The 20,954-nt window shown below is 57.2% G+C and carries 20 protein-coding genes and 1 riboswitch; of the genes, 4 read left to right on the forward strand and 16 right to left on the reverse strand.

Annotated features, from left to right (window positions below):
* Positions 1 to 28: 28 nt before the first annotated feature.
* Complete coding sequence (locus ACN0TS_RS04245; RefSeq protein ID WP_417258059.1) at positions 29 to 1,279, forward strand: saccharopine dehydrogenase family protein; 1,251 nt, start codon at positions 29 to 31, stop codon at positions 1,277 to 1,279.
* A 172-nt stretch (positions 1,280 to 1,451) separates the two neighbouring features.
* Here ACN0TS_RS04245 and ACN0TS_RS04250 read toward each other — a convergent pair whose 3' ends face one another.
* Positions 1,452 to 2,225 (reverse strand): ZIP family metal transporter, encoded by a 774-nt coding sequence (locus ACN0TS_RS04250; RefSeq protein ID WP_417258060.1) that lies wholly within the window; start codon positions 2,223 to 2,225, stop codon positions 1,452 to 1,454.
* A 151-nt stretch (positions 2,226 to 2,376) separates the two neighbouring features.
* On the opposite strand from ACN0TS_RS04250, the gene ACN0TS_RS04255 reads away from it, so the two are divergent.
* Positions 2,377 to 3,543: an alpha-hydroxy acid oxidase gene (locus ACN0TS_RS04255; RefSeq protein ID WP_417258061.1), complete on the forward strand. Its 1,167-nt coding sequence runs from the start codon at positions 2,377 to 2,379 to the stop codon at positions 3,541 to 3,543.
* Between the two features lie 65 nt (positions 3,544 to 3,608).
* Here the strand turns inward: ACN0TS_RS04255 and ACN0TS_RS04260 are convergent, their stop codons facing one another.
* Positions 3,609 to 4,793, reverse strand: a complete 1,185-nt coding sequence (locus tag ACN0TS_RS04260; RefSeq protein ID WP_417258062.1) for an MFS transporter — start codon at positions 4,791 to 4,793, stop codon at positions 3,609 to 3,611.
* Between the two features lie 225 nt (positions 4,794 to 5,018).
* Between ACN0TS_RS04260 and ACN0TS_RS04265 the strand changes: the two genes are divergently transcribed.
* The gene (locus ACN0TS_RS04265) at positions 5,019 to 5,657 is read left to right on the forward strand and encodes a 50S ribosomal protein L25/general stress protein Ctc (RefSeq protein WP_417258063.1); all 639 of its coding nucleotides are present in this window, start codon (positions 5,019 to 5,021) and stop codon (positions 5,655 to 5,657) included.
* A 183-nt stretch (positions 5,658 to 5,840) separates the two neighbouring features.
* Positions 5,841 to 6,524 carry an aminoacyl-tRNA hydrolase gene (gene pth, locus ACN0TS_RS04270; RefSeq protein WP_417258064.1) on the forward strand — a complete coding sequence of 228 codons (684 nt, stop codon included), beginning with the start codon at positions 5,841 to 5,843 and terminating at the stop codon, positions 6,522 to 6,524.
* Between the two features lie 61 nt (positions 6,525 to 6,585).
* Here the strand turns inward: pth and trpB are convergent, their stop codons facing one another.
* From trpB to ACN0TS_RS04340, 14 genes are all read right to left on the reverse strand, one after another.
* Positions 6,586 to 7,836 carry a tryptophan synthase subunit beta gene (trpB, locus tag ACN0TS_RS04275; RefSeq protein WP_417258065.1) on the reverse strand — a complete coding sequence of 417 codons (1,251 nt, stop codon included), beginning with the start codon at positions 7,834 to 7,836 and terminating at the stop codon, positions 6,586 to 6,588.
* Positions 7,837 to 7,935: 99 nt separating this feature from the next.
* Positions 7,936 to 8,577, reverse strand: a complete 642-nt coding sequence (locus ACN0TS_RS04280; protein ID WP_417258066.1) for a phosphoribosylanthranilate isomerase — start codon at positions 8,575 to 8,577, stop codon at positions 7,936 to 7,938.
* Between the two features lie 9 nt (positions 8,578 to 8,586).
* Positions 8,587 to 8,934 (reverse strand): lipopolysaccharide assembly protein LapA domain-containing protein, encoded by a 348-nt coding sequence (locus ACN0TS_RS04285; RefSeq protein ID WP_417258067.1) that lies wholly within the window; start codon positions 8,932 to 8,934, stop codon positions 8,587 to 8,589.
* A gap of 10 nt (positions 8,935 to 8,944) precedes the next feature.
* A complete protein-coding gene (ihfB, locus tag ACN0TS_RS04290) occupies positions 8,945 to 9,229 on the reverse strand; it encodes an integration host factor subunit beta (protein ID WP_417258068.1) in 285 nt (94 codons plus the stop codon).
* 296 nt (positions 9,230 to 9,525) lie between these two features.
* Positions 9,526 to 11,205 (reverse strand): 30S ribosomal protein S1, encoded by a 1,680-nt coding sequence (gene rpsA / locus ACN0TS_RS04295; RefSeq protein WP_417258069.1) that lies wholly within the window; start codon positions 11,203 to 11,205, stop codon positions 9,526 to 9,528.
* 364 nt (positions 11,206 to 11,569) lie between these two features.
* Entirely contained in the window at positions 11,570 to 12,202 is a 633-nt protein-coding gene (locus ACN0TS_RS04300; RefSeq protein WP_417258070.1) for a nitroreductase family protein, read from the reverse strand.
* Between the two features lie 208 nt (positions 12,203 to 12,410).
* On the reverse strand, positions 12,411 to 13,025 hold the full coding sequence (locus ACN0TS_RS04305) for a (d)CMP kinase (protein WP_417258071.1): 615 nt from the start codon (positions 13,023 to 13,025) through the stop codon (positions 12,411 to 12,413).
* A 118-nt stretch (positions 13,026 to 13,143) separates the two neighbouring features.
* Positions 13,144 to 14,496, reverse strand: coding sequence for a 3-phosphoshikimate 1-carboxyvinyltransferase (gene aroA, locus ACN0TS_RS04310; RefSeq protein ID WP_417258072.1), 1,353 nt, complete (start codon positions 14,494 to 14,496; stop codon positions 13,144 to 13,146).
* Positions 14,497 to 14,604: 108 nt separating this feature from the next.
* Entirely contained in the window at positions 14,605 to 15,324 is a 720-nt protein-coding gene (trmB, locus tag ACN0TS_RS04315) for a tRNA (guanine(46)-N(7))-methyltransferase TrmB (RefSeq protein WP_417258073.1), read from the reverse strand.
* A 172-nt stretch (positions 15,325 to 15,496) separates the two neighbouring features.
* Positions 15,497 to 16,678: a methionine adenosyltransferase gene (gene metK / locus ACN0TS_RS04320; RefSeq protein WP_417258074.1), complete on the reverse strand. Its 1,182-nt coding sequence runs from the start codon at positions 16,676 to 16,678 to the stop codon at positions 15,497 to 15,499.
* A gap of 8 nt (positions 16,679 to 16,686) precedes the next feature.
* Positions 16,687 to 16,734, reverse strand: a riboswitch (SAM-SAH riboswitch).
* Between the two features lie 36 nt (positions 16,735 to 16,770).
* Positions 16,771 to 18,258 carry an apolipoprotein N-acyltransferase gene (gene lnt / locus ACN0TS_RS04325; protein WP_417258075.1) on the reverse strand — a complete coding sequence of 496 codons (1,488 nt, stop codon included), beginning with the start codon at positions 18,256 to 18,258 and terminating at the stop codon, positions 16,771 to 16,773.
* A 7-nt stretch (positions 18,259 to 18,265) separates the two neighbouring features.
* A complete protein-coding gene (locus ACN0TS_RS04330; protein ID WP_417258076.1) occupies positions 18,266 to 19,177 on the reverse strand; it encodes a transporter associated domain-containing protein in 912 nt (303 codons plus the stop codon).
* A 43-nt stretch (positions 19,178 to 19,220) separates the two neighbouring features.
* Complete coding sequence (gene ybeY / locus ACN0TS_RS04335; protein WP_417258077.1) at positions 19,221 to 19,709, reverse strand: rRNA maturation RNase YbeY; 489 nt, start codon at positions 19,707 to 19,709, stop codon at positions 19,221 to 19,223.
* 84 nt (positions 19,710 to 19,793) lie between these two features.
* Complete coding sequence (locus ACN0TS_RS04340) at positions 19,794 to 20,804, reverse strand: PhoH family protein (protein WP_417258078.1); 1,011 nt, start codon at positions 20,802 to 20,804, stop codon at positions 19,794 to 19,796.
* Positions 20,805 to 20,954 lie beyond the last annotated feature (150 nt).

Raw genomic sequence — 20,954 nt, forward strand, 5'->3', positions numbered from 1 at the left:
TGTCCCAACCACAGGGGGTCCTAGACAGTTGAAACGGAATGTTCTCATCATCGGCGCTGGTGGCGTCGCTCAGGTCGTGGCGCATAAATGTGCGCAGAACAATGACGTGCTCGGCGACATCCATATCGCAAGCCGCACCTCATCCAAATGCGACGACATTATCGCATCGGTCCATGACAAAGGGGCGATGAAGGTCAACGGCGTTCTGCGTGCCCATGCGGTTGACGCAACCAAGCCCGATCAAGTGGCCGCCCTCATCCGTGAGACAGGTGCGCAAATCGTCATCAATGTGGGCACCGCTTTTGTGAACATGCATGTGCTTGAGGCCTGTATCGAGACGGGTGCGGCCTACATCGACACCGCCATTCACGAAGAGCCCAACAAAATCTGTGAGACACCTCCGTGGTACGGCAACTACGAATGGAAACGCCGTGACCGCTGCGCCGATAATGGCATCACCGCCATTTTGGGCGCGGGCTTTGATCCCGGTGTTGTGAATGCCTTTGCGCGATTTGCCATCGACGAATTCATGGACGAGGTCAGCTCCATCGACATCGTCGACATCAACGCAGGTTCCCACGGCAAATATTTCGCCACCAACTTTGACCCCGAAATCAACTTCCGTGAATTCACGGGCGTTGTCTATTCGTGGCAAAACGGTGCGTGGCAAACCAACAAGATGTTCGAGGTTGGTCGTGAATGGGACATGCCCGTTGTCGGCCCGAGCAAGGCCTATATGTCAGGCCACGACGAGGTGCATTCGCTCTCGGCCAACTACCCACAGGCCGACGTGCGGTTCTGGATGGGATTTGGCGACCACTACATCAATGTGTTCACCGTGCTGCAAAACCTCGGCCTCTTGTCCGAGCAGCCCGTGACCACCGCCGAAGGTCAGGAAGTCGTCCCGCTCAAAGTGGTCAAAGCCTGCCTGCCCGACCCCGCCTCCCTCGCACCCGAATACACGGGGAAAACCTGTATCGGTGATTTGGTCAAAGGCACCAAGGATGGCCAAGAGGTCGAAGTCTTTGTCTATAACACCGCCGACCACAAAGACGCCTATGAGGAAGTCGGCAGCCAAGGGATCAGCTATACCGCAGGTGTACCGCCCGTGGCAGCCGCCATGCTCATCGCCACGGGCGAATGGGACGCAAAGACGATGGTCAATGTCGAGGAACTGGACCCCAAACCCTTCTTCACCCTTCTTGACCGCATGGGTCTGCCCACCCGCGTTCAGATCGGTGGACTTGGCGGCGAGGACAAGGCCTGGTTCGAAGCCTGACCTCGCACCCTTCGGGTTAACGCAACGCCCGAAGGGTCCGACAGATGTCCGACAGATAGCAGACAGCTATCCGATAGCAAAAAAGGCCCGCCAAATCGGCGGGCCTTTGATCTCTTGGCTGGGCAGATTCACGCGGCTCCAACGCACATGCCGCGGCATCGTTCTCCGCACCTCACCCCAAAGTCACGTCAAGGAACATCATCATGATCAGCCCCACCAACAGCCCCGTGGTGGCGTAGTTTTGGTAGCCCTTGCGGTGGGTCTCGGGGATGATTTCATGGCTGATGATATAGAGCATCGCCCCTGCGGCAAAGGTCAGCCCCCACGGCAAAACGTGCTGTGACACATGGATCAATGCCACGCCCAAAGCCCCGCCGATAGGCTCCACCAACCCCGTCAAAAGCGCGAGCGTAAAGGATCTGATCTTGGAATAGCCCTGCCCCCGCAGCGCCACGGCAACCGCAAGCCCCTCAGGGGCGTTTTGCAGTCCGATCCCTGTGGCAAGGCTCATGCCGTTGGCGACATTTCCGCCGCCAAAACCGATACCTACGGCCATCCCCTCGGGGAAATTGTGGATCGTAATGGCGATGATAAAGAGCCAGATTTTGGACAAGGCACCTGGGTCCGCGCCTTCAGGACCGACGATAAAATGCTCGTGCGGCAAGGTCTCATTGAGAACGGCAACAAGGATCGCGCCAAGGGCAATTCCGCCCGCTGCGATTGCAGCCGAAATCCAGACAACCCCATAAAGATCATCCGCCGCCTCAAGACCAGGAACGATGAGAGAGAAATACGAGGCGGAAATCATGACGCCCGCAGCAAACCCCAACAAGGTGTCGTTGGTCCGCTGTGACATGGTTTTCCCGAACAGAACCGGAATGGCCCCGACGCCCGTCATTAGACCCGCACCAAGAGACGCCAAAATTCCGAGCCAGATAACACTCATTCAATCGCTCTCACTTCGTTTGTTAGGCCTTACCTGCCAACTGTTAGTCTTTTTGAGAATAGCCTGCAATTGGCTTCTTTACCCTTGGATTTTGCGCTCAAAAGTGCAAATTGGTCGAGAAACCAAACCAATTCGAGGGATAGGGGACGATATGCCCGTCATTACCAACATCGACGATCTCAAACGGCTGCACAAAAAACGCACGCCAAAAATGTTCTACGACTATTGCGAAAGTGGCGCATGGACGGAGCAGACCTTCCGCGAAAACGTCTCCGACTTCGACAAAATCCGCTTGCGCCAACGTGTGGCTGTGGACATGGAGGGGCGCTCGACAGCGACCAAGATGATCGGTCAGGATGTTGCCATGCCCGTCGCCCTCGCCCCCGTCGGCCTAACGGGGATGCAGCGCGCCGACGGTGAGATCAAAGCCGCGAAAGCAGCCGAAAAATTCGGCGTGCCATTCACACTTTCAACAATGTCGATCTGCTCGATCGAGGAAGTGGCCAAGCACACGACCAAACCCTTCTGGTTCCAACTCTACGTGATGCGCGATCAGCAGTTTCTGGAAAACATCATCGAGCGCGCGAAGAAGGCGAAATGCTCCGCACTCGTCCTCACCCTCGACCTGCAAATCCTCGGACAACGCCATAAGGATCTGAAAAACGGTCTGGTCGTCCCGATCAAGCCCAAGCTCGGCAACCTGCTGAACCTCTCGACCAAATGGCAATGGGGTCTGGAGATGCTGGGGACGAAGAACAAGAGCTTCGGCAACATCGTCGGCCACGCGAAGGGAGTGAACAACCTCGGCTCTCTGTTCTCATGGACCGCAGAGCAGTTCGATCCGCGTCTCGATTGGGACAAGATCAAGCGTATCAAGGAAATGTGGGGCGGCCCGCTCATCCTCAAAGGCGTACTCGACGAAGAAGATGCCCGCCGCGCGGCGGACGTTGGGGCGGATGCGATTATCGTGTCGAACCACGGCGGACGCCAACTGGATGGCGCCTTGTCCTCCATCCGCATGTTGGAACCGATTGTCAAAGCAGTGGGCGACCAAACAGAGGTCCATATCGACAGCGGCATCCGCTCGGGTCAGGATGTGTTGAAAGCCATGGCTATGGGCGCGAAAGGCGCCTACATCGGTCGCGCGTATATCTACGGCTTGGGCGCAATGGGCGAAGCTGGCGTGACCAAGGCGCTTGAGGTCATCCACAAAGAAATGGATATCACCATGGCGCTATGTGGCCGCAAACATATCGAAGACGTGGACCGCGATGTGGTGCTCGTCCCCGAAGATTTCGAAGGCCGTTGGGCCAAATAGGTTCCGCACCCAAACAGCAAAACGGCGCCTCACGGGGCGCCGTTTTCATTTGAGTATCTGCGCCTCTATTTGGCTGTCGCGACACGCGCCGGCACTTGCGACAAACGCGCGCGCAATATCAGGACGGCAGGGACAATCAGCGAAATCAGGACGGCAACAAAACCGAACGCGATCCGCAAGTTAAACGCCTCCGACACGAAGCCGATCAGCGATGGCCCGACGAAGAACCCTGTAAACCCGAACATCCACGCCCGAGAAATGGCGAGGCCACGCAGCGAAGGACGCACGAATTTCGCAAGGATTGAATTGGCCGTGGGCACGATCACCGCCATGCCCAATGCAATCGCCGCGATGGACACAACGGCCATGCTCCAAGTCTGCGCCGTCGCAAGCCCCAAAGCGCCCAAGGCACCAAGCACGCCAGACCACAGAACAAGCCGTTCTTCTCCCGCTTTCTCCGCGATGAGCTGACCGCCCAAACGGCCAACGCCCATAACAATCCCGAGCGTAAAGGGACCAAAGCTCCCCTCTCCAGGCGCACCGCCCATGACCCGCTCAAGGAAGAGCGCCGACCATGCCTCGACCGAATTTTCGCCAATGAACGTGGCGAAAAGGATCAGCCCCGTCAGCCCGATTGCAAGCCACGGCAAGCCACTCGCAGCAGCGTGATGGCCATCGTCATCCTCGACCTCTGCCGACCAATCGCGCCCCTCAATTGTCAAAAGCATCAGGATCACCGCCAGCCCCACATTGACATGCACGATATCGCCGTAGTCCCACCCTGCCTGCTTCAACGACCCCGCAATCACCGCAGCAGCGGCAAAGGCAAATGAAAACATAGCGTGGTTGACGTTCATCAGATGCAATCTGTGTCGTCCTTCGAGCAGGGAGATACGGATATTGGCACTCATATCGAGAAGCGCCACGGAAAACCCCATCAGGATCAGCGCAGGAAAAATGAAGACCACATTGGTAACCAGAGGCGGCAGGAGCATCCCCGTAATCGCAATGAGCGCAAAAACGGGCATCGCATACTTGCCAACCTTCGCCACCAGTTTCGGCGCGAGATACATTGAAAGCATCCCGCCAACAGCCGAGGAAATGAGCGCGAAGCCCAACAGTCCGTCACTGACACCGATTTGAGCCTTCATCGTGGGGACCATTGCGGCAAAGGTGCCCCAAACCGTGCCGACAGTGGCCAAGGCCGCAATCGGAGACCGTGAGACCTTTATGGCTTTAACAATCGACATTTATTCCTCCTTAGCGCTATGAGAGTCCACTCACCTCAAGCAACTCAAAGCGCTTTGGTCGAGATGCTAGAGAGCAAACATCGCGCAAGCAACGATCATTTTTGCAAGCCCCGCTACGGGATGTAAATCAGGGCTTCCAATTTGAGGGATTCTCGCCTATACGCGCGACTTCACGCGGGTCTACAGCCTTGGAGGAGACCCGCCCTAAAATATTGGAGATTTATTATGGCTGGTGAGATTCCTGATCTTGTTGCCACGGAACGTACGGGGACAGGCAAGGGCGCCGCTCGTCAAGCACGTCGCGACGGCTTGGTTCCAGGTATTGTTTACGGTGGCGACAACGATCCGCTTCCGATCAACATTCCGTTCAACGTTTTGATTAAGCGCCTTAAAGCAGGCCGCTTTTTGTCCACGCTCTTCAACCTAAAGGTCGAAGGCCACGAGGACGTGCGCGTTATCTGCCGCAACGTTCAGCGCGATGTTGTCAAAGACTTGCCAACACACGTCGACTTCATGCGCCTCAAGCGCACCTCGCGCGTCAACCTGTTCATCCACGTTCAGATTGAAGGCGAAGACCAAGCACCCGGCATCAAGAAAGGTGGCGTAATCACGCACATCCGTCCTGAAGTCGAATTGATGGTGACCGCGGCGGATATCCCCGATCACATCACGCTTGACGTTTCCAAAGGCGAAATCGGCGATGTTTACCACATCTCCGACATCAAACTGCCTGAGGGCGCGCGCTCTGTTATTGACCGTGATTTCGTGATTGCGAACATCGCAGCTCCTGCCGGTCTCGGCGGCGGTTCCGACGACGAAGACGAAGCAGAAGTCGAAACAGAAGAAGCAGCCGCAGAGGAATAATCCTCCGCCGCAGGGCTTTGAACGATTTGAAACGCGGGGGCGAAAGCTCTCGCGTTTTTCTTTATCATGGCTCTTGCCCGACCACCTTGTAGAAAACACCCCGCAACGAGTTGACGCCGCGCGCGTTTCGATTTCAACTCACGCCGCAATCGGCACCTACATACTGAGCAAAGGACCCCTCTCATGCGCTTGTTCGTCGGCCTCGGAAACCCCGGTGGGAAATACGCGGGAAACCGTCACAACATCGGCTTTATGGCCGTAGAGCGCATTGCCGAAGATCACGGTTTTGCCCCGTGGCGCAGCAAGTTTCAGGGCAAAGTCTCCGAAGGCGTTCTTGGCGGCGAAAAGGTGATCCTGCTCAAGCCCGAAACCTTTATGAACCTCAGCGGGCAATCCGTGGGCGAAGCGATGCGGTTTTACAAACTTGAGCCCGCCGATGTGGTGGTCTTCCACGACGAGTTGGATCTTGCCCCAGGAAAGGTGCGGGTCAAATCAGGCGGAGGCCACGCGGGCCACAACGGGCTGCGCTCCATCCATCAGCATATCGGCGCGGAGTATGACCGCGTGCGCATGGGGATCGGGCATCCGGGCCATAAGGATCGCGTGGCGGGTTATGTCCTGTCCGATTTCGCCAAGGCCGATCAAAACTGGCTTGATGATGTAATCCGTGGCTGCTCTGACGGGGCGCCTGAGTTGGCGCGGCGCGATGGTGGTAAGTTTTCCAATGCTGTCGCCCTTCGTGTGGCTCCGCCACGTCCATCGACTGGCAAAAAGGCCCCAACAAAACCCAAAGCGCCGCCCGCTCCTGAGAAGACGACGGACACCCGCAGCCCGTTTGAGCGTCTACGCGATAAGTTCAAATCCTGAACGCAAAAAGCCCCGCACATGCGGGGCTTTTTTACGGACACAAAGGGGTGCGTCTCTGGCGTTAGTCCGCGTCGCGGCCTTCTTCTCCGGCGAGGTCAGCACCAAGGTGACGCGCCACGGTGAAGATGTCCTTGTCGCCACGCCCCGACAGGTTGATGACAATGATATGATCCTTGGGCAAATCGCCCGCAATTTTCATCACATGGGCCACTGCATGGCTCGATTCGAGCGCGGGAATGATGCCTTCGGTGCGACAACAGAACTGGAACGCCTCCAGCGCCTCTTTGTCAGTGATGGAGACATATTCCGCGCGCTTCGTATCATGCAGCCAGCTATGCTCAGGCCCGATACCCGGATAATCGAGACCGGCAGAGATCGAATGCCCTTCCAGAATCTGCCCGTCATCATCCTGCAACAGATAGGTCCGGTTGCCATGCAGCACCCCCGGACGCCCGCCCGTCAAAGAGGCGCAATGCTCCATCCGGTCGTCCACGCCATGCCCGCCAGCCTCGACGCCGATGATGCGCACGCTCTCGTCATCAAGAAACGGGTGGAACAGCCCCATCGCGTTGGAGCCACCGCCCACAGCCGCCACAAGCGTATCAGGCAAACGGCCTTCGCCCTCCTGCTCTTCAAGCTGCCAGCGCGTCTCCTGCCCGATGATGGCCTGATAATCCCGCACCATCGCCGGATAGGGATGCGGTCCCGCCACCGTGCCGATGCAGTAGAACGTGTCGCGCACATTGGTCACCCAATCGCGCAGCGCATCGTTCATCGCATCCTTGAGCGTGCCACGACCGGAGGAGACCGGAACAACCTTGGCCCCCAAAAGCTCCATGCGGAACACATTCGGCTTTTGACGCTCCACATCGGTCGCGCCCATGTAGACGATGCACTCCAGCCCGAACTTGGCACAGACCGTCGCCGTGGCCACCCCGTGCTGCCCCGCACCGGTCTCCGCAATGATCCGCGTCTTGCCCATGCGGCGCGCCAGCAAAATCTGCCCCAGCACATTGTTGATCTTGTGCGCGCCGGTGTGATTGAGCTCCTCGCGCTTGAGATAGATCTTAGCGCCGCCCAGCTCATTGGTCATCTTTTCTGCAAAATACAGCGGCGACGGACGACCCACATAATTCTTCCAGAGATCGCGCATCTCATCCCAGAATGTCGGATCAGTCTTGGCCTTGTTGTATTCCTCTTCAAGCGAGAGGATCAGCGGCATCAATGTCTCAGAGACAAAGCGCCCGCCGTAATTGCCAAAGCGGCCTTTTTCATCAGGGCCGTTCATGAAGGAGTTGAAAAGATCGTTCATTGCGATGCTCCAATCTGGGGTCCATTGGGATGTAGCTCACGGGGGTCATGCGGTAAAGCGCATGACGTCTATTTAGGGCTGAAACTCAGATGGAGTAGGTCACGCGGCGCGAATGGCGTCGATAAAGGCGCGAATTCTGGCGGGGTCTTTGACACCAGGCGCGCTTTCCACGCCCGATGAGACGTCCACCTGCTTTGAGCCCGTCATTTGACACGCCAAAACTACGGTCTCAGGCGTCAAACCGCCCGCGAGCATCCAAGGCGCATTCCATCCGCGTTTTGAAATCAAACGCCAATCAAACGCCAAACCGTTCCCGCCGGGCAGGTCCGCCCCTTTGGGAGCCTTTGCGTCAACAAGAAGCTGATCCGCGACCATCCCATAGGCGTTGAGCGCTTGTAGATCGGAGGGGCCAGAGACACCCACGGCCTTCATCACAGGCAAGCCAAAGCGCTCACGCACCTCGGCCACACGCTCAAGGCTCTCTTTGCCGTGCAGTTGAATCATATCAACAGGCACCTCGCCTGTGATCCGCTCAAGCTCTTCATCGCTGGGGTCCACAACCAAAGCGACCTTAGCCACGCCCACAGGCACATCAAGCGCCAACGCACGAGCGGTGGAGACATCGACATGACGTGGGCTTTTCGGGAAGAACACAAAGCCAAGGTATTGCGCTCCCGCCTCGACAGCCGCAGAGACAGCCTCAGGCGTTTTCAGCCCGCAAATCTTAACGCGTGTGTCCATGTGTCTGGTTTAGCCTTCGAGCAAGGCGAGCACTTCGTCACCCTCGTCTTTGGCTTTTGCGGTCTTCAGTTTGGAGACTTCCCGCGCAAGGCGTTCTTTCGCCAGACGGTTGTTCCGTGCTTCGGCGCGGTGTTTGCTTTCGCGCATCCACTCCCAAAAGAACCCGATCAAAAGTCCTGCGACAACAGCCGCAAAAATCACGGAGAACAGTGGCACGGTGATGGCGTAGCCAATCCCAACCAACTGCGCCAATTCGGATGGAAGCAGGTTCAGTGTGACCATACTGCGGTTGGCCAAAGCCAAAGTGATCAGGACCACGGCAATCACCGCAAGAAAAGCGTAGCGGATGTAGCGCATTGTGCGCTCCTTATTTTTCTTCGTTCAGGCGGTCGCGTAGCAGCTTGCCCGTTTTGAAAAACGGCACGTGTTTCTCCTCGACGGGAACACTTTCACCTGTACGCGGGTTACGGCCCATCCTGGCATCTCTCTGCTTCACGGAGAAGGCGCCAAATCCGCGCAGTTCCACACGATCGCCATTCGCCATCGCCTCGATGATTTCTTCGAAGATCGTATTCACGATCCGCTCGACATCTCTCTGATAAAGATGCGGGTTTTCATCCGCGATCTTCTGGATCAATTCTGACCGGATCATTTCATCTCCCCTTCGTCGTGTTAGCGCCGATAGTATCAGCATGCGAGCATGGTTCGACTATAGGATGGGGATTTCAATCGGGGAATAGTCTCCCTCACCAGAAATCCGATTTTTTCGACCTAATCCCCTGACAAATGGTCAAAATTTCACACAATTGGGCCCAGAGCCAACCATTGACCGCCCACAAGGGCCGCGCTGCGGCGCGGCAAGCCCCATGCGATTCGGCGGGCGACATACGAAAACGGCCCCGCTTAAGCGAGGCCGTTTCCAATCAGTATAACGCTTAAGCGTAGAGCTTACTCGTCGCCGCCTTTGAGCGCGCCGCCGAGAATATCGCCGAGTGTCGCACCCGAGTCAGACGACCCGAACTGTTCGACGGCTTCTTTCTCTTCCGCGATTTCACGTGCCTTGATGGACAGCCCCAAACGACGGGTTTTCTGATCCACGTTGGTCACGCGCACATCGAGCTTATCACCGACCTGGAAGCGCTCAGGGCGCTGCTCAGCACGATCACGGGACAGATCGGAGCGACGGATGAAGGATTTAGCACCTTCATACTCAACTTCGATGCCGCCTTCTTCGATGGCAGTCACAGTCACGGTCACGATGGAGCCGCGCTTAACGCCTTCAACTGCGCCGGAGAAGCTGTCATCCAAAGCTTTGATCGAGAGGGAGATACGCTCTTTCTCGACATCAACTTCGGTGACAACGGCCTTAACAACATCGCCTTTGGCGTAGTTCTGGATCGCGTCTTCGCCACGGTCTTCCCATGACAAGTCGGAGAGGTGAACCATGCCGTCGATCTCGCCTTCGAGGCCAACAAACAGACCGAATTCGGTGATGTTCTTGACTTCGCCTTCGACCTGCGTGCCCTCGGGGTGAGTTTCCGCGAAAACTTCCCATGGGTTGCGCATAGTCTGCTTGAGACCGAGCGATACGCGGCGTTTCGCGCTGTCGATTTCGAGGACCATGACTTCGACTTCTTGCGAAGTGGACACGATTTTGCCGGGGTGAACGTTCTTTTTGGTCCAAGACATTTCGGACACGTGAACGAGACCTTCGACACCTGGCTCGAGCTCAACAAATGCACCGTAGTCGGTGATGTTGGTCACGCGACCAGTGTGAACGGTTTCAAGCGCGTATTTCGCTTCAACAGCATCCCATGGATCGTCCTGCAGCTGTTTCATGCCGAGGGAGATACGGTGGGTCTCTTTGTTGATTTTGATCACCTGAACGTTGATCGTCTCACCGATTGTGAGGATCTCGGATGGGTGGTTCACGCGACGCCATGCCATGTCTGTGACGTGGAGAAGGCCGTCTACGCCGCCAAGGTCAACAAACGCACCGTATTCGGTGATGTTTTTGACGACGCCTTCAACAGCCTGACCTTCGGTGAGGTTGCCGATGACTTCAGCGCGCTGTTCTGCACGGGACTCTTCGAGGATCGCACGACGCGATACAACGATGTTGCCACGGCGACGGTCCATCTTGAGGATCTGGAACGGCTGCTTGAGACCCATGAGTGGGCCAGCGTCACGAACGGGGCGCACGTCAACTTGGGAGCCTGGCAAGAACGCAACAGCGCCGCCGAGGTCCACTGTAAAGCCGCCTTTAACACGACCGAAGATTGCACCTTCAACGCGCTCTTCAGCGGCGTAGGCTTTCTCCAGACGGTCCCAAGCTTCTTCACGACGGGCTTTGTCACGCGAGATGACAGCTTCGCCACGGGCGTTCTCGACACGGTCGAGGAACACTTCAACTTCGTCGCCAACAGCAACGGAAGGAGCTTCACCAGGGTTTGCGAATTCTTTGAGGTCGACGCGACCTTCCATTTTGTAGCCTACGTCGATGATGGCTTGGCCTGCTTCAATAGCGAGGACTTTGCCGCGGACAACTGAACCCTCTTCGGGTGTGTCAATTTCGAAGCTTTCTGCGAGAAGAGCTTCAAAGTCTTCCATAGATACGTTCTGAGCCATGTGGTCTCAATTTCCTTTTCAAACGTTATTCGGGCCGCGCGGTTGTCTCCACGGGTCTTAGTTTCATTGCGTCTGTGGCCGCTTTCAAAGCGTCGAAGGACTGGGTGCAAACACAAACAAGAAGGGCCGGAGATTTCCAAATCGGAAACCCTCAGGCCCAGCTCACCCATGCCCGCGACTCTTAACGGTCGTCAGACAAACGCGCGTATAGGCCGTTTCACCCAATGACGCAAGGCTCTGCGGCGTCAAAACCTGCTCCCTGTGCGGAACGCCCCTCAACACGACCGCCATCAGACATGCAAACGGGCGCGAAAATATCGCGCCCGCTCTTAAAGTCAGTGGGCGACAGCCCAAGACCGATTTCTTAGTCGATCCACTCGAACAGAACGTCAAAGGGCTTGCGCACCTTTTTCATGCCTTGGAGCCAATCGCCCTCTTCGGCGCGAGTGCCCAATGGCAAAAGCGTCAGCGATGTGAGCCCCTGCTCTTTCAGGCCAAGGATCTCGTCCACAGCCGCAGGGTCAAACCCTTCCATCGGCGTGCTATCCACACCCAATTCAGCCGCAGCCGCCAAGGCAAAGCCAAGCGCGATATAGGCCTGACGGGCCGCGTGTTCTGCGTTGGCTTTTGCGTCACGCGGCAGGTATTTTGCCTTGAGGTTATCGTAATAGGTGTCGAGAGCCTCACGTGTTCCGGGGCGTTCCGCTGCGTGCTGATCGACAACGGCCTCAACGCGCTCTTCGGTATAGTTGTCCCACGCCGTAAAGACCAAGAGGTGCGATCCATCCGTGATCTGCGCCTGATCCCACGCCACGGGGCGAATTTTCGCGCGAATGTCAGGATTGGTAATCACGAACACCTTGAACGGCTGCAACCCTGAGGAGGTCGGAGCCATCTGGATTGCTTTGAGAATTTTAGTGACTTTGTCTTCGGAAACGGGCTTGCTCGCATCCATTTTTTTCACGGCATAACGCCAGTCAAGTTTGTCCATAAACATGGGAATGTCCTTTGTTGTTCTGACACTCCATATGGACCCAATACGCGCGGATGCAAGCCGCGCCAAAACAAGAGAAAGCGAGGCAACTTTCTACAAAATATAACTTTTTCAATCAGTTACGGATCTTCATATCATCGCTGCACAAGGGTGGCGCATTTTTGCACCAAAATATCGACTAAATATCACTGACCCAAATTTTCGCACAAACCTATTGTGCCTGTTGCGCAGCCTCAATCAAGGCAATGACCTTGGCCACAGCCTCGTCGATAGACATCTCGGAGGTATCTATCACCGTGGCATCCTCGGCGGGTTTAAGCGGCGCCGTGGCGCGGGCGCTATCACGCTCGTCGCGTTCGCGCAAATCGGCCAGCACCTCCTCCTCTGTCACGTTTTCGCCTTTCGCCACCAATTCGGCATAGCGGCGCTGCGCACGCACTTCATCAGAGGCGGTGATATAGAGCTTCACTTCGGCGTCGGGACAAATCACCGTGCCGATATCGCGCCCGTCCAGAACCGCACCGCCCTCGCGTCGGGCAAAGGCCTGTTGAAAATCAACCAAGGCGCTGCGCACCTCGGGCAGAGCCGCAACGCGACTCGCCGCCTGCCCCGCATCACCCGAACGCAAATCGTCGCGTTCCAAATCGGCCGTAGTCAGGCTTTCCGCCGCTTCCAATGGGGTAAGCCCCTCAAAGGTCTTCGCCCCCGTTGCGCGATACAACAACCCCGTATCGAGGTAGGGAAACCCGAAATGCTTGGAGACAGCTTTGGACACAGTGCCTTTGCCTGCGGCGGCGGGTCCATCAATTGCGACGCAAAAACTCATGCTTTTTTCCTTACTTGGAGGACAAACATGACCAAGAGACAGATCAAGAGCAAGCCCCACTTTGCAAGTGTGGTCGTGAAAATTTACGGCACCGCTGCCTAGTGGCGCCGTAAAATCGTCATCTGTTCGCGCGCGTAACCTGTGCACCCAGTCCCGACATCAGCTTTTCAAAGACTGGGAAAGACGTCGCAATTGGCGATCCATCGTCAATGGAGACGGGCTTTTGACTGGCCATACCGCACACAAGAAACGCCATAGCGATACGGTGGTCGATGTGCGTGGCGCAGGTGGCTCCACCCGTCACACCATTCGGTCCGCGCCCGTGAACGATAAAGGTATCTTCGTCCTCTTCAATCTCGACGCCACAAGCCTCAAGGCCTCGCGCCATCGCGTCGATGCGGTCGCTTTCCTTGACCCGCAGTTCCTTGACCCCGCGCATGGTCGTGGTCCCTTCAGCGTAAGCGGCAACCACGGACAACACGGGATATTCGTCGATCATCGACGCAGCCCGTTCGGGCGGCACCTCGACACCTTTGAGTTTGGAATACTTCACGCGCAGGTCAGCAACAGGTTCCCCGCCCTCGGTGCGCGGGTTCTCGAACGTGATGTCCGCGCCCATTTCCACAAGCGTGGTGTAGATGCCGTTACGCGTGGTGTTCTGGCTCACCCCGGGAACGAGAATGTTTGAGCCTTCGACGATCAGCGCAGCACAGACAGGAAACGCCGCCGAAGACGGATCGCGCGGCACGGCGACCTCTTGGGGCTGAAGCTCTGGCTGACCTTTCAGAGTGATTTTGTTGTAGCCCTCTGGCGTGGTCTCGGTGGTGATGTCCGCACCAAATCCCTTGAGCATCCGCTCTGTGTGGTCGCGGGTGGCTTCTTTCTCGATTACCACGGTTTCACCGGGTGTATTCAACCCTGCAAACAAGACGGCGGTTTTGACCTGCGCGGATGGCATCGGCGTCTCATAAGTCACGGGAACGGGATTTGCGGTGCCGACAATAGTCAGCGGCAAACGCCCGCCAGAACGACCATAGGACTTCGCCCCAAACAGCGCCAAAGGATCGGTGATCCGCGCCATTGGGCGTTTGCGCAAGGAGCCGTCACCCGTAAAGGTCGTAGCAAAATCATAGGTACTCACAAGCCCCATGATGAGACGCACACCCGTGCCGGAATTGCCGCAGTCGATCACTTGTTCAGGCTCGGAGAACCCGCCAACACCAACGCCATGCACCGACCATGAGCCCTCACCGTGGCGGATCACTTGCGCACCCAAGGCTTGCATGGCTTTGCCCGTGTCCAACACGTCCTCTCCCTCCAAAAGCCCCGTGATCTTTGTCTCACCAACGGCCATCGCGCCAAAAATCAGCGCACGATGCGAGATGGATTTGTCACCGGGAACCGCAGCGGTGCCAGACAGCGGACCGCATTTGCGGGAGGTCATCGGGATGGGATTGCCGTGAGCGGACATGGGAACTCCTCGTTTTGTCGCCAAACTGATAGCGCAACCGCTCAAGGGGGTCCATGCGTGACTTTAGCGGGCGCGCATTTCTCAAGCAGCCCGCAAAAGCGGTGCCCCTTAGATACGCCGAAAGCTCATGTAATGCGGTGTGCGACCTTCGCGCAGCGCCTTTTGTTCATAGCGCGTTGAGAGCCAATCATGCGGCGGCGTATCCCAATCCTCGGGATGCGCACCAAGCCATTCAAACCCCGCCTTTGGCACCTCTTCCATTGTTTGGCGCACATAGTCGGGAATGTCAGTCGCAACGCGGAACTCGGAGCCCGCCTTCAACACGCGATGCAGCGGGCCGAGGTGTTCTGGCGTCACAAAGCGGCGACGATGGTGACGGGCTTTGGGCCACGGATCGGGGTAGTTGAGAAACGCCTTTTCAATCGACGCATCGGGCAGTACGTCAAACAAATCGCGCACATCGCCTGCATGGATCGCGATATTGTCGACGCCACCCTCGCGGCGCATCCGGCTCAAGCACATCGCCACACCATTCACGTAGGGCTCGCAACCGATAATCTCGACGTCGGGGTAAAGCTGCGCCATATGCACAAGATGCTCGCCGCCACCGAAACCGACTTCAAGCCAGACAGGCTTGCCATGAAACCTCTTTTCCATGTCGAGTTTGGTGCGCTCGGGGTTTTCCTCCCACGATACAGGACCAGGAGACACGCGCGGCAGGTCTTCAGCAAGATAGACCTTTTGCGCTTTGTTGAGCGTCTTGCCATGAATACGCCCATAGAAATTGCGCCACGGAGATCCGGATTTATGTTTGGTTTCGTCAGACATCAAAAGCCCCGCTCAAGCGTTTCGACATGACGGGACAACGAGCGCATTTGCGCAACCCCGACACATCACATCATGGAGCGCGCCCCACGCTGCGTTGAGGATCAACACCGCAGTGAGGCGCGTTTAATTAGCGGGGCTTTTCGCAAATCCACGTCCAATGGGCAAGGCCCCGTTAGACGGCCTTTGTCAGCGCGTCGACCAGATCGGTGCGCTCCCATGAGAAGCCGCCATCCGCCTCGGGTGCTCGTCCGAAGTGACCGTAAGCCGCCGTGCGTTGGTAGATCGGCTTGTTGAGATCAAGATGGGTTCGAATGCCACGTGGCGTGAGGTCCATCACTTTGGGAATCGCCGCTTCGATCAGTGCGGGTTTAATGTCGCCCGTGCCATGCAGATCGGCATAGATCGACAGTGGCGCCGAGACACCAATCGCATAGCTCAACTGGATCGTACATTTATCGGCCAGACCTGCGGCCACCACGTTTTTGGCCAGATAGCGTGCGGCATAGGCTGCCGAGCGATCCACTTTGGTCGGGTCTTTGCCCGAGAATGCACCGCCGCCATGCGGGGCCGCGCCACCATAGGTGTCCACGATGATCTTGCGCCCCGTGAGGCCTGCGTCACCATCGGGGCCGCCGATGACGAATTTCCCCGTTGGGTTAACGTGCCACACGGTCTCGTCTGTGAGCCATCCGTCTGGAAGCACCTCGGTGATATAGGGCGCGACCAAGTCGCGGACATCCGCGCTTGTCATGCTTTCATCAAGGTGCTGCGTGGACAGCACCAAGGACGAAATCCCCACAGGCTTCCCATCCACATATTTCACGGAAAGCTGGGATTTCGCATCGGGGCCAAGACGTGGCTCGGTGCCATTTTTGCGCACCTCCGCCAAGCGACGCAGAATCGCATGCGCGTACTGGAGCGGCGCAGGCATCAGTGCTTCGGTCTCATTGGTGGCATAACCAAACATGATCCCTTGGTCGCCCGCCCCTTCGTCTTTTTCACCGCTGGCGTCGACACCCTGCGCGATATGCGCGGATTGTTCGTGCAACAGGTTGGTGACTTTGAGGGTCTTCCAGTGGAATTTATCCTGCTCATAGCCGATGTCACGGACGCAATCGCGCACGATGGCGTCGATACTGCCCATATATTCGGTCAATTTACCCTTGTCGCTCAGCCCCACTTCACCGCCGATAACGACGCTATTGGTGGTGGCAAAGGTTTCGGCAGCCACACGGGCCTCGGGTTCCTCAGCGAGGAACGCGTCGAGAACGGCGTCGGAAATGCGGTCACATACTTTATCGGGATGGCCCTCGGAAACGGATTCCGAAGTGAAAACGTAGTCTTTGCGAGACATAGGGGACGTGCTCCATTGTTTGTCGCTCTCACGTCAGGAAGCCGTTGTGAGAGCCAATAATTAAAAGGCGATATAGCTACGCCGACACCGCGTCAATCGGTTTCCCGACCCTTACGCCGCCAACAGTTTGTTGCAGCTAGTAGAAACAACATCACAATCAAGAGTAGAAATGGCAACTCTTTGGTGCGCGCATAGACCGTTGGTGGCGAGGCCACCGGTAGCGCTGCGGTAAAGGCTCCTGCCTGTCCAAGAGGGATAGAACCGCGGATTTCGCCGTGCGCGTCGATCACCGCGGAGATCCCCGTGTTGGCAGCGCGCACCATCGGCAGACCCGTCTCTATGGCGCGAAACCGCGACTGGGCGAGGCTTTGTTGCGGGCCAGAAAATGTCCCGAACCACGCATCATTGGTCAGGTGCAGAAGCCAATCGGGCCGCGCAGTGCCGCGTAGATCGCGCGGGAAAATTGCCTCATAGCAGATCAGCGGAAGCGCCATGCCAAGCGGGCCGAAGTCCATCAAGGCAGGCCCCTCCCCCGCAGAAAAGCCATAGCCCTCCTCCGACGTAAAGGTGGAAAATCCGAGCGCCGAAAGAAGGCGCGGAAATGGGATGTATTCGCCAAACGGCACGAGATGATGCTTATCATAAACCTGACCGACCTCACCCTGCGGATTAATCACCACCGCCGAGTTATAGGCGCGATAGCCGTCGATGCGCCGCACACCTGCAACCGTTTGAGCAGGTGCAACACGGTCATTGATAGCACGCAACTCTGCTTGCGCCCCGTCAAGGATCGGAGCAATCGCGGTCTCAGGCCAAATGACCAAATCGGCCCCCTCAGGGTCGGACATCTCCAAAGCACGATCAAAGAAGATCGGAATGTAACGCGGGTCCCATTTAAGCGCTTGTGGGGCGTTGGGCTGAACAACTCGCACCATCGCCGCGCTGTCGGCAGCCATTGGACGGGCTGCGATCCATGCGCCAGTTCCGAACAGAACCGCCAGAACCGCAACCGCCGACAATCGCGCCACAAGTGTGCGCAACACGGCAGCGCGAGCCAAAAGAGCCGAAACTAAAAGCGTGAGCGTCGTAAGCCCATATGGACCGACCCATGCGGCCAGATGCGCGGGCGGCGTATCGAGCCAGATATAAGCCGGAAGCGCCCACGGGAACCCCGTGAACAGATACCCGCGCCCGAACTCGACCAAGGCCCACAGCGCCACAAATCCCATAGACCCCAGCCCGAACCGCTTGGATGCAAAGAAGGCAAGTGCCCACAACAGCGCCAATCCACCACACATGAAAAACAGCGCAAAGGGGATCATCCATGCCGTTTTGAGCGGCTCTACCATAAACGGATTCACCAACCACGACAGGGCAACGACGAAATAGCCAAACCCGAACGCCCACCCGCGCACCGCAGCGCCGCGCGGTGTGGGGCTGTCTTTCCATATCCAGACAGCAACGGCGAAGGCCAATAGAGAAAGAGGCCAAAGCCCGAATGGCGCCAGCCCCAACGCCGCCACACCTCCCGCACAAACGGCGAACAACGGATGTGACAAAAAACGGGTCAGGCGCGGCATGACAGGCCTAAGCGCTGCCAGTTTGCGCGGCTTGAGGCAAACGCACGCGCACACGCTTGATGCGGCGCGGATCGGCATCAACAATCTCGAACTCTGCCCCCGATGGGTGCGGGATCATTTCCCCCCGCGCAGGAACCCGCCCCGACAACAAGAACACCAAGCCACCAATGGTATCGATTTCTTCATCATCGACATCATCGGTAAAGCTCATGCCCGCCGCTTGCTCGAACTCGTCGAGCGGGGCCTTGGCCTGCGCGATAAATGCACCCGGTCCCGTCTGGGTCCAGAATACATCTTCTTCAATGTCATGTTCGTCCTCAATCTCGCCAATGACCTGCTCCACCAGATCCTCAAGCGTCACCAAGCCGTCCACGCCTCCGTATTCGTCGATGACCAAAGCCATATGACGACGGTCATTTTGCATCTTTTGCAACAACACGCCGATGGGCATGGATGGCGGCGCAAATAACAGCGGGCGGATCATTTTGGACAGGTTGAACCGTCCGCCATTGCCGTTAAAGCCGTGAATGAGTGCGAAGTCTTTGAGGTGGATAAGACCGATAGGGGTATCAAGCGTGCCCTTATAGACAGGTAACCGCGTGTTGCCGCTTTCGCGGAACTTGGCCACCAGATCGTCTTTCTTGATATCTGAAGGGACCGCCACGATATCGGCCTTTGGCACCATGACGTCATCCACCCGCATGTGACGCAGGTTGAGCATGCCCAACCGCGCACGCTCCACCTGTGCAGGGGCCGTGTTTGACACCGTTGGCTCTGTCTCTTGAGACGGGGTGGACGAAAAGCCCGAAAAAATGCGGGTTAAAAATCCCGACGTTTTTTGCGGCTCAGTTAAATTCTGTGATGGTTCCGTTGGCGCGCTCTGCGCTGCCGTAGAAGACCCAGGCTCTGTGTCGCCCATATTCCCTTTCCAACATTTCTTGCCCAATTACGCGGGCTGGCCCCTAATATGGGTCCGCAACCCCCAAAGATTCAAGTATCTCTGTCTCTGTGGACTCCATTATATCCGCATCTGCGTCCGTGATGTGATCATATCCCAACACATGTAACAGTCCATGAACGATGAGATGGGTTACGTGATCCGCAAATGGCGTGCCCGTCTCCTCTGCTTCGCGGGCGCAAGTGTCAAAGGAAATCGCGATATCACCAAGCTCCACCGCGCCATCAAAGTCGGGTTCGGGCAATGGCGGGCGCGCATTTGGGGTCGCACGCTCGGCTGCGGGCCAAGACAGCACATTCGTCGCCTTGTCCTTTTCGCGAAACTGCGTGTTCAACTCTTTGATCTTTGCGTCATCACAGGCCAGAACCGATCCTTCGCAAACCTCGGGATCCAGACCAAGATACGTGAGGGTTGCACGCTCGGCGGCGAGGGCCAAGGCCTCAATGTCCACCGTCTTCCAACGGGCATCTTCTATCAATACGTCAACTGTCACGCTGTGGTGTCGCTCTCATAATACGCTGCTCACGTTGCTTTATACATGATCACGCCGCGTGCCTAGTCCGCCCTCGTCGCGGCTCTACCCCTCGTCGGCGGCCTCATAGGCCTCAATGATCGCAGCCACGAGCGGGTGGCGTACCACGTCTTTGGCGGTGAAGTAATTGAACGAGATTTTCTTGACCCCTGCGAGAATACGCTCGGCATCACGCAGCCCCGAGGTTTGCCCGCGTGGGAGGTCAACCTGCGAACGGTCGCCTGTGATCACCATACGCGACCCCTCGCCCATACGGGTCAGGAACATCTTCATCTGCATGGTCGTCGCGTTCTGCGCCTCATCAAGCACCACAAAGGCGCGGCTCAATGTTCGCCCGCGCATAAAGGCCAACGGCGCGATCTCGATGGTCTTGTCTTCGCGCATGCGAGCGAGCTGTTTGGGCGGGATGAAATCATTGAGCGCGTCATAAAGCGGCTGCATATAAGGATCGACCTTTTCGCCCATATCACCGGGCAAGAAGCCAAGCCGTTCACCTGCCTCGACCGCAGGGCGAGACAGGATGATTTTATCGACCTTGCCATTGATGAGCATATTCACACCCACCGCCACAGCGAGATAGGTTTTACCCGTCCCCGCAGGTCCGATGCCAAAGGCCATCTCATTGTCGAACAGGCTTTGCACATAAGCCTTTTGTCCCGCCGTGCGGGGTTCGACCATTTTCTTGCGGGTTTTGATCTCGACCGGTCCACCTTTGAACATCTCGATCTGGTTGCCCGATTGATCAGTGTCAGAGCCGCCCTCCCCCATACGGATCATACCGTCGATGCCACCCGCGTCGATTTCGCGACCCACTTCAAGTTTGGCGTAAAGCTCTTGCAACGTTGATGTGGCCTGCTCCCGTGCGGGCACGGCCCCCATCACGACCAAGACATTGCCCCGTCGGACAATCTGGACTTCTAACTGTTGTTCAATTTGGGCGAGGTTGCGATCAAATGCGCCACACAAATCAATCAGCAGACGATTATCGTTAAACTCCAACAGCGTCTCGTGGGCGCCGACTTGTGTGTTCGGGGGGGTCAATGCGCTCGTGCCCAAATGGTTCTCCGTGTCCGAAAGGGATATTACGTCGATGGTGCCAAGGGATGAGAGGCAACGCAAGGGCCGACACGCCAACTTTGCAAAAACGTCATATGATCTGCTCACAAACGCGCCATCGCCGCGCAAAGAAAAGGCCCCCGCCTAATG

The sequence above is a fragment of the Celeribacter sp. genome (assembly GCF_048266405.1).
Classification (GTDB): Bacteria; Pseudomonadota; Alphaproteobacteria; order Rhodobacterales; family Rhodobacteraceae; genus Celeribacter.

Bases quoted from the DNA above. Each gene is read 5' to 3' on its own strand.
- ACN0TS_RS04250 (WP_417258060.1), bottom strand. From the start codon at position 2,225: ATGAGTGTTATCTGGCTCGGAATTTTGGCGTCTCTTGGTGCGGGTCTA.
- ACN0TS_RS04255 (WP_417258061.1), top strand. From the start codon at position 2,377: ATGCCCGTCATTACCAACATCGACGATCTCAAACGGCTGCACAAAAAA.
- ACN0TS_RS04260 (WP_417258062.1), bottom strand. From the start codon at position 4,793: ATGTCGATTGTTAAAGCCATAAAGGTCTCACGGTCTCCGATTGCGGCC.
- ACN0TS_RS04265 (WP_417258063.1), top strand. From the start codon at position 5,019: ATGGCTGGTGAGATTCCTGATCTTGTTGCCACGGAACGTACGGGGACA.
- pth (WP_417258064.1), top strand. From the start codon at position 5,841: ATGCGCTTGTTCGTCGGCCTCGGAAACCCCGGTGGGAAATACGCGGGA.
- trpB (WP_417258065.1), bottom strand. From the start codon at position 7,836: ATGAACGATCTTTTCAACTCCTTCATGAACGGCCCTGATGAAAAAGGC.
- ACN0TS_RS04280 (WP_417258066.1), bottom strand. From the start codon at position 8,577: ATGGACACACGCGTTAAGATTTGCGGGCTGAAAACGCCTGAGGCTGTC.
- ACN0TS_RS04285 (WP_417258067.1), bottom strand. From the start codon at position 8,934: ATGCGCTACATCCGCTACGCTTTTCTTGCGGTGATTGCCGTGGTCCTG.
- ihfB (WP_417258068.1), bottom strand. From the start codon at position 9,229: ATGATCCGGTCAGAATTGATCCAGAAGATCGCGGATGAAAACCCGCAT.
- rpsA (WP_417258069.1), bottom strand. From the start codon at position 11,205: ATGGCTCAGAACGTATCTATGGAAGACTTTGAAGCTCTTCTCGCAGAA.
- ACN0TS_RS04300 (WP_417258070.1), bottom strand. From the start codon at position 12,202: ATGTTTATGGACAAACTTGACTGGCGTTATGCCGTGAAAAAAATGGAT.
- ACN0TS_RS04305 (WP_417258071.1), bottom strand. From the start codon at position 13,025: ATGAGTTTTTGCGTCGCAATTGATGGACCCGCCGCCGCAGGCAAAGGC.
- aroA (WP_417258072.1), bottom strand. From the start codon at position 14,496: ATGTCCGCTCACGGCAATCCCATCCCGATGACCTCCCGCAAATGCGGT.
- trmB (WP_417258073.1), bottom strand. From the start codon at position 15,324: ATGTCTGACGAAACCAAACATAAATCCGGATCTCCGTGGCGCAATTTC.
- metK (WP_417258074.1), bottom strand. From the start codon at position 16,678: ATGTCTCGCAAAGACTACGTTTTCACTTCGGAATCCGTTTCCGAGGGC.
- lnt (WP_417258075.1), bottom strand. From the start codon at position 18,258: ATGCCGCGCCTGACCCGTTTTTTGTCACATCCGTTGTTCGCCGTTTGT.
- ACN0TS_RS04330 (WP_417258076.1), bottom strand. From the start codon at position 19,177: ATGGGCGACACAGAGCCTGGGTCTTCTACGGCAGCGCAGAGCGCGCCA.